General features: G+C 60.5%; 17 protein-coding genes and 1 pseudogene. 8 read left to right on the plus strand and 10 right to left on the minus strand.

Going from position 1 to position 15,610, the window contains the following annotated elements; translation table 11 throughout:
* Positions 1-111: 111 nt before the first annotated feature.
* The 6 genes and pseudogenes from ABUA09_RS14445 to ABUA09_RS14470 form a co-directional block, all read right to left on the minus strand.
* The gene (locus ABUA09_RS14445) at positions 112-2,658 is read right to left on the minus strand and encodes a response regulator (RefSeq protein ID WP_349949445.1); all 2,547 of its coding nucleotides are present in this window, start codon (positions 2,656-2,658) and stop codon (positions 112-114) included.
* 340 nt (positions 2,659-2,998) lie between these two features.
* Positions 2,999-3,205, minus strand: coding sequence for a hypothetical protein (locus tag ABUA09_RS14450; protein WP_195608379.1), 207 nt, complete (start codon positions 3,203-3,205; stop codon positions 2,999-3,001).
* 177 nt (positions 3,206-3,382) lie between these two features.
* Complete coding sequence (locus tag ABUA09_RS14455) at positions 3,383-3,517, minus strand: hypothetical protein (protein WP_264464872.1); 135 nt, start codon at positions 3,515-3,517, stop codon at positions 3,383-3,385.
* A complete protein-coding gene (locus ABUA09_RS14460; protein WP_052082760.1) occupies positions 3,514-4,092 on the minus strand; it encodes a sensor histidine kinase in 579 nt (192 codons plus the stop codon). Before ABUA09_RS14460 ends, ABUA09_RS14455 begins: the two co-directional genes overlap by 4 nt.
* Complete coding sequence (locus ABUA09_RS14465) at positions 4,082-4,753, minus strand: sensor histidine kinase (RefSeq protein ID WP_058118182.1); 672 nt, start codon at positions 4,751-4,753, stop codon at positions 4,082-4,084. The genes ABUA09_RS14460 and ABUA09_RS14465 overlap by 11 nt, the downstream gene beginning before the upstream one ends.
* Positions 4,750-5,314 (minus strand): annotated as a pseudogene (locus ABUA09_RS14470) (response regulator transcription factor). The gene ABUA09_RS14465 and the pseudogene ABUA09_RS14470 overlap by 4 nt, the downstream one beginning before the upstream one ends.
* A gap of 174 nt (positions 5,315-5,488) precedes the next feature.
* Here ABUA09_RS14470 and ABUA09_RS14475 point away from each other — a divergent pair.
* Positions 5,489-5,923, plus strand: a complete 435-nt coding sequence (locus ABUA09_RS14475) for a CRISPR-associated endonuclease Cas3'' (RefSeq protein ID WP_082636088.1) — start codon at positions 5,489-5,491, stop codon at positions 5,921-5,923.
* Between the two features lie 108 nt (positions 5,924-6,031).
* The gene (locus ABUA09_RS14480) at positions 6,032-7,123 is read left to right on the plus strand and encodes a putative NPN-dependent ornithine cyclodeaminase (RefSeq protein ID WP_195608380.1); all 1,092 of its coding nucleotides are present in this window, start codon (positions 6,032-6,034) and stop codon (positions 7,121-7,123) included.
* 192 nt (positions 7,124-7,315) lie between these two features.
* Here ABUA09_RS14480 and ABUA09_RS14485 read toward each other — a convergent pair whose 3' ends face one another.
* Positions 7,316-7,534: a hypothetical protein gene (locus ABUA09_RS14485; protein ID WP_033118337.1), complete on the minus strand. Its 219-nt coding sequence runs from the start codon at positions 7,532-7,534 to the stop codon at positions 7,316-7,318.
* A gap of 183 nt (positions 7,535-7,717) precedes the next feature.
* On the opposite strand from ABUA09_RS14485, the gene ABUA09_RS14490 reads away from it, so the two are divergent.
* Together ABUA09_RS14490 and ABUA09_RS14495 are read left to right on the plus strand one after the other, a co-directional pair.
* Entirely contained in the window at positions 7,718-7,966 is a 249-nt protein-coding gene (locus ABUA09_RS14490) for a hypothetical protein (protein ID WP_033118338.1), read from the plus strand.
* A 276-nt stretch (positions 7,967-8,242) separates the two neighbouring features.
* Complete coding sequence (locus ABUA09_RS14495) at positions 8,243-8,704, plus strand: zinc ribbon domain-containing protein (protein WP_033118339.1); 462 nt, start codon at positions 8,243-8,245, stop codon at positions 8,702-8,704.
* Here ABUA09_RS14495 and ABUA09_RS14500 read toward each other — a convergent pair.
* On the minus strand, positions 8,664-9,281 hold the full coding sequence (locus tag ABUA09_RS14500; RefSeq protein WP_195614998.1) for a GNAT family N-acetyltransferase: 618 nt from the start codon (positions 9,279-9,281) through the stop codon (positions 8,664-8,666). The two genes, ABUA09_RS14495 and ABUA09_RS14500, sit on opposite strands and share 41 nt — an antisense overlap.
* 365 nt (positions 9,282-9,646) lie before the next feature.
* On the opposite strand from ABUA09_RS14500, the gene ABUA09_RS14505 reads away from it, so the two are divergent.
* Positions 9,647-11,827 (plus strand): DNA topoisomerase III, encoded by a 2,181-nt coding sequence (locus ABUA09_RS14505; RefSeq protein WP_349949446.1) that lies wholly within the window; start codon positions 9,647-9,649, stop codon positions 11,825-11,827.
* Positions 11,828-11,860: 33 nt separating this feature from the next.
* Here the strand turns inward: ABUA09_RS14505 and ABUA09_RS14510 are convergent, their stop codons facing one another.
* Positions 11,861-12,100, minus strand: a complete 240-nt coding sequence (locus ABUA09_RS14510; protein ID WP_033118341.1) for an RNA-binding protein — start codon at positions 12,098-12,100, stop codon at positions 11,861-11,863.
* Between the two features lie 162 nt (positions 12,101-12,262).
* Between ABUA09_RS14510 and ABUA09_RS14515 the strand changes: the two genes are divergently transcribed.
* Positions 12,263-12,586, plus strand: coding sequence for a helix-turn-helix domain-containing protein (locus ABUA09_RS14515; protein WP_033118355.1), 324 nt, complete (start codon positions 12,263-12,265; stop codon positions 12,584-12,586).
* A 72-nt stretch (positions 12,587-12,658) separates the two neighbouring features.
* Here ABUA09_RS14515 and ABUA09_RS14520 read toward each other — a convergent pair whose 3' ends face one another.
* On the minus strand, positions 12,659-14,101 hold the full coding sequence (locus ABUA09_RS14520) for a nicotinate phosphoribosyltransferase (RefSeq protein WP_033118342.1): 1,443 nt from the start codon (positions 14,099-14,101) through the stop codon (positions 12,659-12,661).
* A gap of 407 nt (positions 14,102-14,508) precedes the next feature.
* Here ABUA09_RS14520 and ABUA09_RS14525 point away from each other — a divergent pair, with 407 nt between their 5' ends.
* Together ABUA09_RS14525 and ABUA09_RS14530 are read left to right on the plus strand one after the other, a co-directional pair.
* Positions 14,509-14,664, plus strand: a complete 156-nt coding sequence (locus tag ABUA09_RS14525; protein ID WP_156113785.1) for a hypothetical protein — start codon at positions 14,509-14,511, stop codon at positions 14,662-14,664.
* A gap of 97 nt (positions 14,665-14,761) precedes the next feature.
* Positions 14,762-15,526 carry an IclR family transcriptional regulator gene (locus tag ABUA09_RS14530; protein WP_033118343.1) on the plus strand — a complete coding sequence of 255 codons (765 nt, stop codon included), beginning with the start codon at positions 14,762-14,764 and terminating at the stop codon, positions 15,524-15,526.
* Positions 15,527-15,610: the final 84 nt, after the last annotated feature.

Below are 15,610 nucleotides of genomic sequence, written 5' to 3' on the forward strand. Positions count from 1 at the left end.
GTCGTGTCCTTCTTCCGGGTCTTGAACGGTGTGTGGAAACGATCCATTTTCGCAACAGGGGTTCTCCACAGCGGGCACGTATCCGGATACAAAGGGCCCCAGGCCCGGGGTTCAAGACAGGCATCTTTGGAGCACGCGGAGCAACTCCCGGATATCGATGGGCTTGGCGATATGTGCGCTCATACCGCTGTCCATGGCCCGGCGAATGTCCTCAGAGAAGGCATCCGCCGTCATGGCAATGATGGGAATCTCCCTGGCGTCCGGACGGTCCATGGCCCGAATGGCCCGGGCAGCCTGATAGCCGTCCATAACGGGCATGCGGATGTCCATGAGGATTGCATCGTAATGATCTGCCTGCGACGCTTGAAAGCGCTCCACACAGAGCCGGCCGTTTTCCGCCCAGTCCAGTGCAAAGCCATAGGAGGAGAGCAGATCACGGGCAATCTCCCAGTTCAGAGCGCTGTCTTCCGCAAGCAGGAGGTGTCTGCCGGTAAAATCAGGGGCGAGTTTCGGGGCGGCATCCGCTTTTGCAGAAGCCGGCTCGGCAAAGCGGGACAAGCCGTAAAACAGGGTGGATTTGAACAGCGGTTTGGAGAGAAAGCCGCTGATGCCTGCCGCCCTGGCCTCCTCCGCAATGTCGCTCCAATCATAAGCGGAGATGAGGAGGATGGGGATGTCCTTTCCCACACGCCGGCGCAGCGCGCGGGCGGTCTCGATGCCGTCCATGCCGGGCATTTGCCAGTCCAGAAGCACCACATGGTAATCCCGACGCTTCTGATGCCGGCGCTCCACCATGGAGATGGCGGAGGGGCCGTCCAGCGCGCATTCCGCGTGAACGCCGATCTCCGTGAGAGAGGCGGCGGCGCTGCTGCACAACTGTGCATCGTCGTCCACCACCAGTACCTCCCAGTTGGGCAGGACCATATCGGCCTCCTGGTCGGACACCGCCTCCAGGTCCAGCGTGATGTGGAATTCTGTGCCCTTGTCTACTTGGCTCTGGAGCTCGATGGTCCCTCCCATCTCATCCACGATGTATTTGGTGATGGCCATGCCCAGTCCGGTACCCTCGATTTTTTGGACCCGGGTGGTATCCTCCCGGGTAAAAGAGTCAAATATCCGCTGCTGGAATTCCGGCGACATACCAATGCCGGTATCCTTCACCCGGAAGTGGTTGCGCACAAGGTGGGGATCCGCGGGGGAGGTCTCCTGCATCAGCGTTACGGTGATGCGCCCGCCGGAGGGGGTGAACTTCAGGGCGTTGGATAGCAGGTTCAGAAGGATTTGATTCAGGCGGACGCCGTCACAGCAGACGAGCTCGGATTGAATATCCTGGATAAAAACGTCGAAAGACTGCTGCTTGGCCCTGAGCTGAGGCTGGATAATACTGACGATGCTGTCCATGGTCTCACGCAGAGAGATATGATCCAAGTTCAGTGTCAGCTTGCCGCTTTCGATTTTGGACATGTCCAGCACATCGTTGATAAGCCCCAGAAGATGCTTGCTGGACAGCGTGATTTTTTTCAGGCAGTCCCGGACCTGCTCGGGATTGTTTATGTTGGAGGAGGCGATGGCCGTCATGCCCACAATGGCGTTCATGGGGGTGCGGATATCGTGGCTCATATTGGACAGGAACTCGCTCTTGGCGCGGTTGGCATGCTCCGCCGCCGCCCTGGCCTCCGCCAGAGCGATCATCTGGCGCTTTGAAAAGCGGAAGTAGAAAAAGAAGAGAGTCAGCAGCACCAGCAGTACCAGGCCGCACCCGAGCAGAGTGGAGAGGACACTCTGATTGACCAGACTGTAGGTGGGCTCATACAGCAGGCTGTAGGGCAGGACGGAGACCAAATACCAGTCGCTGTAAGTCAGGGGAGTGAAGTGGGTGTTGCGGCGCTCCCCATTGATCTCCACGAGAAGGGAATAGTCCTCTCCGGAAGAAATGGCCTTTTGAATGGCGGCCACCGCTTCGGTCGGCGTGCCGTTGTCGAAATGGCCCAGCGTCAGAAGACGCTCAAAATAGGAGTCCCGCGTAGCGTCCGCCTGCCGCAGCACAAAGCTGCCGTCCCTTCGAATGATATGGGAGTAGGCCTGAGTGACGCCGATGTCCAGGGAGAGCTCTTTTGTGATGGCCTCCATGGGAAGGCCCACCACCAGGATGGAACTGGTCCCGCCGCTCCGCATGGGGTAAACGGCGCGGGCGCCCAGCAGAAGCAGCCGTTCTCCGGACGGCAGGGTCCCGTCGGTCACATGGAGCTCGCCCTGCGCCAGCGAGTCCATGAAAGAGGCCGGATCGCCGATCTCCACGGGCTCGCCGAAAATCGTGTCGCAGGCCCCGCCGGCCGAATAAAGACTCAGGAAGTGAAACCCCGTCTGACTGGCCATGGAGGCCAGGTGCGCCCAGGCCTGCTCGGGATCCTCAGCGGCACTCTGCTGCGGCGTGCTCCAAATGATGCCGTTCATACGGGACTCCTGTAGCTCGATCATCGTGGTGAAATGCATTTTGACCTGAGTCCCCATCTGATCCATGTAGATTTCGCCCACCTCGCCGATGGCCCGGTCGCTCTGCGTCACGGTATAGTTGGCCAGGCCGGTGAAGACGATGATGCAGAATATGAGCATGACTGTCAGGCTGAGCCAGAGCGTGCGCAGCGTATTTTTCTTCATGACTGGAAAGTCCCCCGCCTGCGTACAGATTTGACAAAGGTCCGGCAGCCGAGAATGGCGAGTGGAAAATAGCGACTCATTTCGGGGTCAAGGCACGGCTTGCCGGGAGCTCTGCCGGCAGCCCCTTCTCTACTGCGGCCTATGTTCTTGTCTCTATTAGTATAACGGGAAATTCCGCCTACAGCAAGACACAAACTGACACCGGATGTCCAACCGCTGGATTTTGATATCCCGCGTGGGCGGACCTTGCCGGATATGCGCGGCAGAAGGGAAAAAGAGGCCGGAGCGCTTCCCTTCAAGGAAAGCGCTCCGGCGTTTGGGCGCGGGGATACTCTCAGGGCTAACGCTCCGCCATCAGTTCCTGGCTCAACTGCACGATCTGAAGGGCCAGCTTGGCGCGTTGATGCTTTGTCATCGCGGAGTAGAGGGGAGAGGCCGCGCCGGCGGCAGCCAGCCCTGCGGTGCCGATTACGACACCGGGGATAAAATACGCCGTCCACACTGTGGCGCAGCACATTCCCGCGTCCAGCAGCAGGGTGCCGGTCAAACCGACGGCCAGGGCGGCGATCCGGCCGGGACGTGTGGCGCTTTCGTCCAGCCGGCGCAGCTGCTCCAGTTTGTTCTCCTCCGGCGGAAGATATTTTTGGCGGATCCGTTTTACTTCCTCCTGCTGCTTGGCGGAGTAGGTATAGGAGAAGCCCTCTTTTTTGTCATCCGTAAGTAATCACTCCTTGTCGATCTCGTGCGCTCGACCCTGTGCGGCCTCCATGGACCGGACGCCCCGTCCGGCCCACGCCACAATGGCCGCCGCCATAAAGAGAATCAGCAGGCACACGCCTGCGCCGGTTGCGGCGTTCATACGGCGCCGGAATGTCGCCCCCCCCCGCTGAAGGAGGCGAACATGGCGGCCCGGAGGCGTCTGACCGCCCCGGGGAGGGAGATGGACCAGGCGACCACCAGATAGAGGCCGATCACATAGACCGGGTAGGACACAGCGGAGTCCTCCAGCCCCCATTTGAACAGGAGCACCAGCGCCGACGCACACAGGACGATCGACAGGCAGAGGAGAGGCAGCGCCGGACGGAACAGGCGGAGCAGCCTGCACAGACGTTCCCGCTTCACCAGCGCGGGCCCCAGCCCATTGCCCTGGGCGGTGTGCGAGGAGTCGCCCTGATAGAATTTTTCAAAAATATGCGGTCCCACCTCCGGCGAAATGCCGCATCCGGTGTCGGAGACCGTTACCACGGCCCCAATGCCCTCTTCCTCCAGGTCCACCCGGATATGTCCGCCTGGGCCGGTAAACTTGACGGCATTGGAGATGAGGTTGTTCCACACCAGGCTCAGGAGCTCCCGGTCGGCTGTGACGGCTACCGCCTCATCCAGCGAGGCCTCGATTTGAAGCCCCTTCCGCTCCCAGGCGGCCTCAAAATCCAACAGACACTCGCGGAGTTTGTTCGTTCAGTTCAAAGCGCTCGGGCTGGGGATAGATCTGCTGATTCTCCAGCTTGTTCAGCCTGAGGATATTGGTGATAAGTTCGGACAGGCGGCGGGTGGCGGGGGTGATGGCGCCGGCATACTCGGCCCGCTGCGCCGCCGGAAGCCCGGGGTCCTGGAGCATCACGGCGTAATTTTGGATGACGGCCAGCGGTGTTTTCAGCTCGTGGGACACATTGGCGACGAAATCCGTACGCAGCGTTTCGATGCCGGAGAGCTCTGCGGCCATTTTGTTGAAGTCGTTGATGATCGCATCGAACTCGTTCATGCCGTCCAGGCCGTGGAAGGGCTGGATACGGGCGGAAAAGTCCCCGCGGGTCAGCCGCTGTGTGGCCTCCAGGATGCGCCGGACCGGGTGCTCCACCGTCACTTTGCGGCGGATACCGTCGATGAGGGCGCACAGAAAGCTCAGGAAGAGCACATTTGCAAAGGTGATCTTCGCCGCGTGTCGGAGCGCCTCCGCCCCCCACTCCTCTCCCAGTGACGCCTGAAGCTCCCGAAAAAACAACAGAAAGCAGCAGGTGACCAGAAAGGAGACCAGAGCAAAGAAGAGCAGATAGCGCCGGAGGGAAAACAGACTGCGGCTGACACGAACGCTCATTTTAGCACCGCCTTGTAGCCCAGACCGTGTACGGTAATGATCTCAAAATCCTCGCAGCCGGAGAGCTTGTCGCGGAGCTTGGTGATGCATACGTCCACCGTGCGAGTGCTGGAGGAGGTGTCCGCGTCCCAGAATTCATCCATAAGCTGCGCACGGGTAAAGGTCTTTTTGGGATAGGAGAGCAACTTGAAGAGCAAATTGAATTCCTGCACCGTCAGCGGGATCTCACTGCCGTTCAGTGTGGTCGTACGCTCCTCCGCATCCATGGTCAGGGCGCCCACGGTCAGCCTTTTGCTGCTGGCGACCCCGGCCCGGCGCAGCAGAGCGTGGATGCGCAGCAGCAGCTCGTCCAGCTCCCGCACCGTTTCTGCAAAGTCAAAGCCGTCCACCCCCGGCATCATGATGTCGGAGAGGATGAGATCGAAGCGGGTTTCGTACATAGCGTCGTAGGCTTCGGCCGCGCCGGGACAGCCCCTGGCCTCAAAGCCGTTTTTTGCGCAAAAACGCACAGACCACCTGATTCAGCTCCCAATCATCCTCCACCAAAAGGATTTGAAACATGAGCTTGCCCTCACGCACCTGTCGGCCCTGTCCCAAACAGCGCCGCATTGATGAACAGTATCATTCCCATGCTGTATATGGAAGCATCGTGAGGCGAGATACTTGTATTTTCACCCTGGGCTTGATAAATATACCAAAAAATGAGCGGATACTGCGGAAATGATGGTGAAATAGATGGGAGATGTCAGAGTGGAGTATCTGGCACATACCAGCGGAGCGCGGGTCCAGACGCTGCTGGAGCATCTGGAGGGCACGGCGGAGCTGGCGGAGCGATTCGGCGCTGCCTTTGGTTCCGGCGACTTTGCCAGAATGACCGCTCTGGCCCACGACCTGGGCAAGTATTCCAGCGCCTTTCAGCGCAGACTGCGGGGCGACCCTGGCCGTGTGGACCACTCCACCTTCGGCGCCCAGGCGGTCCGGACGGTAGGCGGACTGATTCCGGCCTACTGTGTGGCGGGGCACCACGGCGGCCTGACGGACAGCGGGGGAACTGCCGATACCGGGGATGAGCCAACACTGTACGGGCGCCTGCGGCGCAAAGGACTCCCCGACTGCGGAGCCTATCAAAATGAAATAACGCTGTCGCCCGCGAAACCCTGGAGGTGTTGACAACAATGCTTAACTGTGGTGTCGCCCCCCACGCGGGGGTTGTGTTGCACACTAAAATGTGGTACGCTGGACAAGAAATAATACCAGCAGTGAGGAGGAGTCCCAACGATGAGTTTTACCCTTCCTGTCTATCAGCCCCCTGATTTTGCCGCACTTGGTCTGGGGGACGCCCCCGATGTAAAGTTGGTCCCTGCGGAGCGGGACGGCGTGGTACCGGAGCAGTATCACGCCACCACCATGTTCCCCGAGTATTTCCGCCTGAACGGGCGGTGGGTGTTGGCCGAGGAGAGCCGCATGGACTGCGTGGCGGTATGCAGGGATGGGGCCGTCTCCATTGTGGAGTTCCGCAATGTGAAGAAGGGAGATCCGGTTGCCGTGGGCCGCACGGAGGATGGCGGTGAGGGGATCTATGTCCACACCGGCGGCTTTGGAGAGGAGGGCGGCGGTGGGGAGACCTTCTCCTTCCGGCAGGGACGCTCCAGGGAGACCGCTTACTCCATGGACTATGACTCCATTTACGAGCTTTTAAAGCATGAGCGCGACCATGGGAACATCATCTGGGTCATGGGCCCGGCCTGCGCTTTTGATGCGGATGCCCGTTCGGCGTTCGCCGCTCTGGTGCGGGAGGGCTTTGTGGATGGCATCCTGGCGGGTAACGCCCTGGCCACCCACGACCTGGAGGCGGGCTACCGGGGTACCGCCCTGGGGCAGGACGTATATACCCAGAGGTCCGTCCCCAATGGGCATTATAATCATATCGACACCATCAACGAGGTCCGCAGGCTGGGGTCCATTCAGGCTTTTGTGGATTCGGGCGAGGTAAGGGACGGCATCCTCTACGAGTGTGTAAAAAAGTCCGTTCCCTTTGTTTTGGTGGGGTCCGTCCGGGATGACGGCCCGCTGCCCGAAGTATATGGAAATGTGTACGAGGGGCAGAACGCCATGCGGGACCTGGTGCGGAAAGCCACCACGATCATCTGTATGGCGTCGACTCTGCATACGGTGGCCACGGGAAATATGACCCCTTGTTATCGGGTGGTGAACGGTTCGGTGCGGCCCCTCTATTTTTACTCAGTGGATATCTCGGAGTTCGCCGTCAATAAGCTGCGGGACCGGGGCAGCCTGTCGGTCAAGACCATTGTCACAAACGTCCAGGATTTTATCGTCAACGTGCGGAAAGGTGTCTGCGGAGACGCATAAAAAATAGGTGGAAAGGGCGTTTCGAATGAATTCTTCGCCCGGTAAAACGAGCGGGGGCCGCTCGGCCGTAACGGCCCGGGCGGCTCCCACCTCTTTTGCCTTTTCATTTGTTCCAGCGCCCTTTTTCAGGTTCGCGGCAGGCCGCTCGGATCAGCACCGCCAAAAGCCCCGGACGCACGCGGCGTCCGGGGCTCAGTCTTTGCCTCGCATGGCCTCGCCAGCGGCCCCGGAAGCGGCCTGATCCCGCTCCATGGTCTCGTCTATCGCCCGGTTGATAAAGCCGTTCACAGACTCTCTGCGGGCCTCTGCATGGGCCTTGATAATTTCTTTCTTTCCTTTTGGCGTTGTGAGGTTTATGCGATCAACGTTCTCTTTCTGCCAATGATTTTTATATTCGGTCTTTCCTGCCATGCTTTCCTCCTTCCTGAGGCGATATTGAAATATGGATACTTTCCCCCTTATGCCCCTAGTATAACGCAAAATGCAATCGTGTGCACGATAATGTATTATAATATCAGAAAAAGGGAGCGCGTCAAAAGCGCGCGCCGGGGGATCATCTGCGCATGGCCGCCGGAGACGTGAGGGAGCGGAGATGTGAACGAGAAAGAGCTTGCCAGGCTGGCAGTGGAGGCTGAATCCCTCCACTGCAATTTGAAGGACTTTTGCAGACTGCTCAGCATCACCATGGACGATTTCGAGGACAACGGGGGGCTCCTCGCCCGGCGTAAGCTGACCGCCGGCGTCCTGCACGTGATCTTCGACTATCTGGACGTCCTCGCCGGGAGGGAAGCGAAGCTGGCCGCGGCCATGAGGGGCGGCCGGAGAGGACCGGAAAAAGCCTGAAGGACCGGTCAAAACCCGGTGTCTGCGCGCTTCAAGGCGCAGCGCAGGCAAAAAGGCGGGAGCCCCCTGGCCGTTGCGGCCGGACGGCTCCCGCCCGTTCTTTTCCGTATGGGTTCCCCGGAGGCGCTTTGCTTGGCTTGCCTGCATTGCTGGTTTCACTTGAGAGGGGGGAAGATATGATGGAATTTAACACGATGTTCGGCCTCACGGCAACCAGGAGTTGCTTGCATCGCCCGCGTTCCGGTGGTAAGCTCTCTATAAAAGGAGGGAAAACCTATGGAGACGAAGAACGCGATATTGGAGCTGCGCAGACATGCGGGGCTGTCCCAGGATGCATTTGCCGAAAGGCTGCTGGTCACAAGACAGGCCGTGTCCAAGTGGGAAAGTGGAGACACCGTCCCCAGTACGGACACGTTACGGCGGATCGCGGAGCTCTTTCATGTGTCTGTAGACTACCTTCTGGGGCGTCCGGCAGCACTTTGCCAGAGCTGTGGCATGTCCTTGGTGATGGACAGCGATAAAGGGACCCGGAAGGATGGGAGCAGATCGGAAGAGTACTGCGCCTTCTGCTTCCAGCACGGGGCGTTCACCCAGGACCTCACCATGGAAGAACTGATCGAACACAATCTGCAGGATCTGAGCGAGTGGAACCAGGCGGCTGGACTACAGCTCACGGAGCAGGAGGCAAGGGCGCAGCTTATGGAGTTTCTGCCGACGCTGAAGCGGTGGAAGGCGTAGCCGGCGCAGCCGTGCCCGGCCGGCGGGAAACCGCCGGCCGGTCCGCGCCGCCACGGAGCTCCTTTTCAAAACAGATCAGGTTCTCCCGGGCAAAGCCTTCGAAAAAGAACTCCGCCGATCCGGCCAGCCGGTAGCCCAATTTGGGATAAAAGGCAGCGGCAGGGGCATTGCCCTCATAGGTGTCAAGGCGGATGACCCGACAGCCCTGACCGGTGGCCAGGCCCTCGGCAAAGGCCACGAACTGGCGGCCCCGGCCGCCGCCCGCGCACTCGGGACGGATGCAAAGGGTGTGGATGACCAGGACCTGTTTGGGCTTTGCCTGGATTGTCCAGGAAATGGAGCCGTACTCGGGCGGCTGGACATGGTTGAGGTTGGCGCAGCCCAGAATGTGGCCGTTGACCTCGTCCACATAGAGGGTGCCGTCCGCCAGAGCTCTCTCGGCGGTGGCACGGCAGGGGTAGACGCCGCGCTGCCAGTTGGTCCAATGGCAGCCGGTCTGCTCTTCCCGGTCCAGTACGGCTTCATAGACGGCGGCGACCCCGTCCAGGTCGGCGGCGGTGGCTTTGCGAATCATCATCGGTTTCCTCATTTCTTCCTGTGTGACGAAAAAGACGCCGATCCCCGCTGGAACTTCCGCCTCAACCGGCGCCAGAAGGTATCGGGCTCGTAGCCCTTGGCGGTCCGGAAGGCGCGCTCAGCCTCTTTCGCCCGCTTGAGGGCCTTTTTTATCCCGGCCAGTCCCTGCATAGTGGGGAAGGTTCATGTTCATTCTGGCCTGCTGCATTGCGGCGGGGTCCAGGATACGAACTTCTTTCTCCATAAAAGCCAATACTCTCATAAAAGGGATCGATTCGGGAAAGGCGTTTGTGACAGGGAGGTGATTGTTTTTTCCCTGTTCTTCCAGTATAATGGAGCCAAACTGGAAAAGCAAGGAGTTTTGGCATGGCAAAGACGCTGGTGCTGGCGGAAAAGCCGTCGGTAGGAAAGGAGCTCGCCCGCGTACTGGGATGCAGGCGTGGGGGAGAGGGCTGTCTGGAGGGGGAACGGTATATCGTGACATGGGCCCTGGGCCACTTGGTGGAGCTGGCTCCTCCGGAGGCCTACGACAAGGCCTGGGAGAAATGGGACCTGCTGACCCTGCCTATGCTGCCGGGGCACATGAAGACCGCGGTCATCAAGGAGACCGGGCGGCAGTTCCGCGCGGTCCAGGCCCTGATGCGCCGGGGGGACGTGCAGGAACTGGTCATCGCCACCGATGCTGGCCGGGAAGGGGAACTGGTGGCCCGGTGGATCATGGAGAAAGCGGGATGGAACAAGCCCGCCAAGCGGCTGTGGATATCCTCCCAGACCGACAAGGCCATCCGGGACGGCTTTTCCCATCTGCGCCCTGCGGGAGAATATGACGATCTTTTCCACTCGGCCCGCGCCCGCAGCGAGGCCGACTGGCTGGTGGGGCTCAACGTCACTCGGGCGCTCACCTGTAAGCACGGGGCCCAGCTCTCCGCCGGGCGCGTCCAGACCCCTACCCTGGCCCTGATCGTGGACCGGGAGGAGGAGATCAGGCGCTTTGTTCCGCAGGAGTATTTCACCGTGCAGGCGAAGTGCCGGGGGTTCACGGCCACCTGGCGGGACCGGAACGGACAGACCAGGACCTTCGACCGGGAACGGGCGGAGCACCTCTGCGCCGCCCTCCAGGGAAAGCATGGCGTGCTCAGCGAGGTGAAGCGGACCCTCCGGCAGGCGCCGCCCCCGGCGGCCTATGACCTTACGGAGCTGCAGCGGGACGCCAACCGGAAATACGCCTACTCCGCCAAGGAGACCCTCTCGCTGATGCAGTCCCTGTATGAGCGGCACAAGCTGCTCACCTATCCCCGCACCGACTCCCGGTATATCTCCGACGATGTGGTGAGCACACTTCCCGAGCGGCTCAAGAGCGTCATGGTGGACGAATATCGGGACCTGGCCCGGGCCATCCTCATGAAGCGGCCGCTTCAGACCAGGTTCCTGGTCGACAACGCCAGGGTCACTGATCACCACGCCATCCTCCCCACCGAGGAGCAGCCGGAGCTCTTCCGTCTGTCCGGTCCGGAGCGGAACATCTATGATCTGGTGGTCCGGCGATTTTTGGCGGTGCTCCTGCCGCCCTGCGAATATGAGGAGACCAGGCTCACCCTTACGGTGGGCGGCGAGACCTTTACGGCCAGAGGAAAAATCATGAAGGAGCCGGGGTGGCGCGCGGCCTACGTCCTCTTCCTCCTGGAAGAGGACGAGGAGGAAGAGGGGGAGGAGCGGGAGCAATCCCTGCCTCCCCTGCGGCAGGGAGACTCTGTGGAGGTGCTCTCCGCAAGGGTGAGCACGGGCAAGACCGCACCTCCCAAGCGTTACACGGAGGCCACGCTGCTCACGGCCATGGAGCGTCCGCCCACCCAGGGTATGGATCGGGCCCAGGGAAAGATCCTGGAGGAGACCGGCGGCCTGGGGACGCCCGCCACCCGGGCGGACATCATCGAGAAGCTTTTTTCTGCGTTCTATATCGAGCGCCGGGGCAGGGAGCTGGTCCCCACCTCCAAGGGGCGTCAGGTGGTGGAGCTGGCGCCGGCGGACCTCCGCTCCGCCCAGCTCACCGCCCGGTGGGAGAAGCGGCTGGGGGACATCGCGCGGGGCCTGGAGCGGGAGAGCGCCTTTGTAAGCGAAATGCGTGGGTATGCATCCCGGCTGGTGGGAGAGGTGAAGACAAGCGACGCCGTCTACCGCCACGACAACGTAACCCGGGAGAAGTGCCCGGACTGCGGCAAGTTCCTTCTGGCCGTCCAGGGCAAGCGGGGAAAGATGCTGGTGTGTCCGGACCGGGAGTGCGGCTACCGGCGGAGTGTCACCCGGACCACCAATGCCCGCTGCCCCAACTGCCACAAAAAGATGGAGCTTCGGAGCGAAGGGGAAAAGCAGCTCTTCGCCTGTGTGTGCGGTTATCGGGAACGGCTCTCCGACTTTAAGAAGCGGCATGCGCACAGCGCCGCGGGAAAGCGGGACGTACAGCGATTCCTACAGAATCAGCGGGAGGAGAAGGGGACCTCCGCCATGGCGGAGCAGCTCAAAAAGTGGCTGGAGCAGCAGGAAAAATGAAAAAATGGGAGACCGGCGCGCCGGTCTCCCATTTTATCTTTGGCCGTGGCGGAGGAATGCCTGCACCAGCGCACGGCGGGCTTCGTCCTTCGTTGAAAACACCGGACATCTGCCGGTCAGATAGTCGATCGCCATCTGGTAGTCCTCCAGGCCGAAGGGCTCGTCGGGCAGCGCCAGAATGGTCTCGACCTGTTCCGGTGTTATGGTGATGTAGTGCAGGTCGGACAGATAGGCACAGCCCAACTGTTCCGTCAAGTAGTCCAGAAAATCCATTCCGCGCTCAGGCCTCCCCAGAGAGATATCTCACCACCAGCGGGCAGATAGGCTTAGTATAGCATGGGAGGAAAAGAAAAACAACACTGATCGCTCTACTTTTATGACAAGCTGTCTGTATCTTGAGCCGGGTCATCGATAGAATAAAAATGGGTGATGAACATGTCGGTAGACTACGCTGCGATTGGACAGCGGATCAAAGGGCGGCGGCGGGAACAGAAGCGGACCCAGGAGTGGCTGGCCGAACAGCTCCAGGTTTCCGTGGGCTACATCAGCCAGATCGAGCGCGGGGTCACAAAGGTGAATCTGGACACCCTGTCGGAGATCGGCGCCAGTCTGGGTTGTGATCTGGGAGAGCTGGTCACCGGCGTTGCCGCCAGCTCGCCGCTTTACCTGGACCGGGAGGTGGCCCAGACGCTGCAAAAAATGAATGCCCGCCAAAAAAGCATGCTCATGGAGATGGCGGACCTGATTTTGAATTATTGAAGAGGGTCATGGCACATGAGAAAACGCCCCCGCGCGCCTGTATCGGTGCGCGGGGGCGTTTTTATCGCGGCCTCAGCCGCGCTTTGCCAGCAGCTTGTGCTTGATGTCCCACAGCTTTTGGGAGAGGTCCACATAGTAATTGTGGGGGTTTTCAAACCGCTTGACCTCGTCCCAGAGGGTGTCGATCTGCCCGGCGCACCAAGTGCGCATTTCCTCGATGCTGGGCTGACGATAGACCAGCTCGCCGCTCTGGAAGATGGGCACCAGCAGTTCTCGTACGGTGAAATCCGTAATGGTCTTGCGCTTCCAGGTGGCTTCCGGATCAAAGAGCTCCAGCGGCTGCGCGGGGTCCACCACCTCGTCGTGGACACAGATGAGGTCGGCGATGGCTTTGCCAGTATCGTTTTCAAAGAGACGGTAGACCTTTTTAAAGTGGGGATTTGTGATCTTGGCCGGGTTTTCGCTGATCTTGATCCGGGGGAGGATGGTACCGTCCTTCGACTCGATGGCGGAGAGCTTATAGACCCCGCCGAAGACCGGCTCGGACTTGGAGGTAATGAGCCGCTCGCCCACGCCGAAGGAATCGATTTGGGCGCCCTGGAGCAGAAGGTCCCGAATGATATACTCGTCCAGGGAATTGGAAGCCACGATCTTGCAACTTTGAAGTCCGGCGGCGTCCAGCATCCGGCGGGCCTTCTTGGACAGGTAGGTGAGATCGCCGGAGTCCAGACGGATGGCGAAATCGTGGATGCCCTGGGGCAGCAGCACCTCCTGAAAGGCACGGATGGCGTTGGGAACGCCGGACTTGAGGACGTTATAGGTGTCCACCAGCAGAGTGGCGGAGTGGGGATAGAGCTCACAGTAGGTCTTGAAGGCGGTGTACTCGTCGGGGAACATCTGGACCCAGGAGTGAGCCATCGTGCCGCCGGCAGGGGTGCCGTATACCCGGTCAGCCAGCGTGCAGGCGGTGCCGGCACACCCGGCGATATAGGAGGCGCGGGCCCCCAGCACCGCGGCGTCGGCCCCCTGGGCCCGGCGGGAGCCAAACTCGGAGACGGGGCGGCCCTGGGCCGCCCGCACGATGCGGTTGGACTTGGTGGCGATGAGAGACTGATGGTTGAGGATCAACAGTACATAGGTCTCGATAAACTGGGCTTGAATGGCCGGAGCCCGGACGGTGAGGATGGGCTCTCCGGGGAAAATGGGCGTGCCCTCGGGGACCGCCCAGATGTCACCGGTGAACTGAAAATGCAGCAGATACTGCAAAAACGCTTCGGAAAAGACGCCCTTTCCGCGCAGAAAATCCACATCCTCGGGAGAAAAGCGCAGATCCTGAATATAGTCGATGATCTGCTCCAGGCCTGCGGCGATAGCAAAGCCGCCGCCGTCCGGTACGTCCCGGAAGAAGACGTCGAAGTAGCAGATCTGCTGGTCCATTCCGGTTTGGAAGTAGCCGTTGCCCATGGTGAGCTCGTAAAAGTCGCAGAGAAGGGTATAGTTGTCGGTGTGTCCCATGATAGATGATTCACCTTTCCTGGCCCGTGGCGGCAGTTCCGGCATGTCCAGGGCCTTTTCGTAAAGCGCGGAGGCGGCAGAACGCCCAGCGGGAAGCGCCGGACGCCCTGGGTCCCGTGCATGTGGCTTGTCCACCCAACTATTATATGCGCTGCATGTAAAAAATGCAAGAAGGAGCTGTCAAGACAGGTCGCCCGCGCACCGGGTGGATGAGAAAAGGGACAGAGCCGGTCACAAATCCTGCCTGCTCTGCGCTATAAAGAGTGAAGACCGGTTTTCACAACAGAGCACGGAGCAATTGATCCGGAGAACAGGGAAGAAGGGGGGCGGGCCCATGGAGGAGGCAAACCTGGAGCAGAGATTTCCCTGCGGGGGAGAGAAGGGCCTCAAGGAAGGACGGGAGCGAAGTGGACACGCTGTTCAGCGGCCTCAGCGACAGGGGGGAGGGCGTATTTACGATTTCCTTTGTGGCCCGAAACGCAGATGGCGGGAGAGTCTTTTTCGATACGGATCAGATCACCTCCGTCACCGTTGGAGACCTCACCATCCCGTTTGCTCCGTAAAAAGGGTGTTTCAGCCTGCGGAACATCTTGACACTCCGCCTGAAGTGTAGTTAAATGGAAAACGAAGGGATATCCATGCGGAAAGGCGGCGCGCGGGATGGCGGAAACGATTCAATCGGTGGACCGGGCCCTGGAGGTCCTGATCTATCTGGAAGCGGCGGACCAGGAGACCAGCATCACCAAGATGGCCTCGGATATGGGCGTGTACAAGAGCACGATCTATCGGACGCTGGCCACGCTGGAGGCGAGAGGCTTCGTGCGGAAAAATCCGGATACCGACAGGTATTGGCTGGGGAACCGGCTATTCAGCCTGGGCAAAAGCGTGGAGAACCACCTGGGCATCCAGGAGGTGGTCCGTCCCTCTGCCCGAAAACTGTATGAGGCCTACCACGAGACGGTGAATGTGGCCATCCTGGAGCGGGACCACGACGAGGTGTACCGCAGTGTGATCGTACTCAAAGAGGAGGGGGGGCACCAGATGCTGACGGTGAACCTGCCGGTGGGCGCCAGCGTGGAGTGCCATTCCACATCGGGAGGCAAGTGTCTGCTGGCCTTTGGACGGAACATTGATCTGTCCGTCTATGAAAAGCGTCCGCTGCACGCCTACACGGACCGGACCATCACCTCCGCAACAGAACTGCGTGCGGAGCTGGAACAGGTGCGCCGACAAGGCTATGCCATGGACCGGGATGAGATGGAGCACGGCCTTACCTGCATCGGCGTCCCCATTCTGCGGGAGGACGGCACGGCGCTGGCGGCCATCAGTCTGTCCGGACCTACCAGCCGGATGCTCTCCGGAGACCTGGATGAGCGGGTGGAGGCGGTCAAGCGCATCGCCCGGGAGATCGCCGCCCGCTTTTAGGACACGCTGGGCGACATCCCCGGGAGAAAATGCATGCGGCGCTTCAGGCTGTCGAAACGGTCCATTTGGACTGTTTCGACAGCC

Origin of the sequence: Intestinimonas sp. RTP31139st1_F5_RTP31139_211217 (assembly GCF_040226735.1) — a bacterium.
In the GTDB taxonomy this organism is placed as follows: Bacteria; Bacillota; Clostridia; order Oscillospirales; family Oscillospiraceae; genus Intestinimonas; species Intestinimonas butyriciproducens.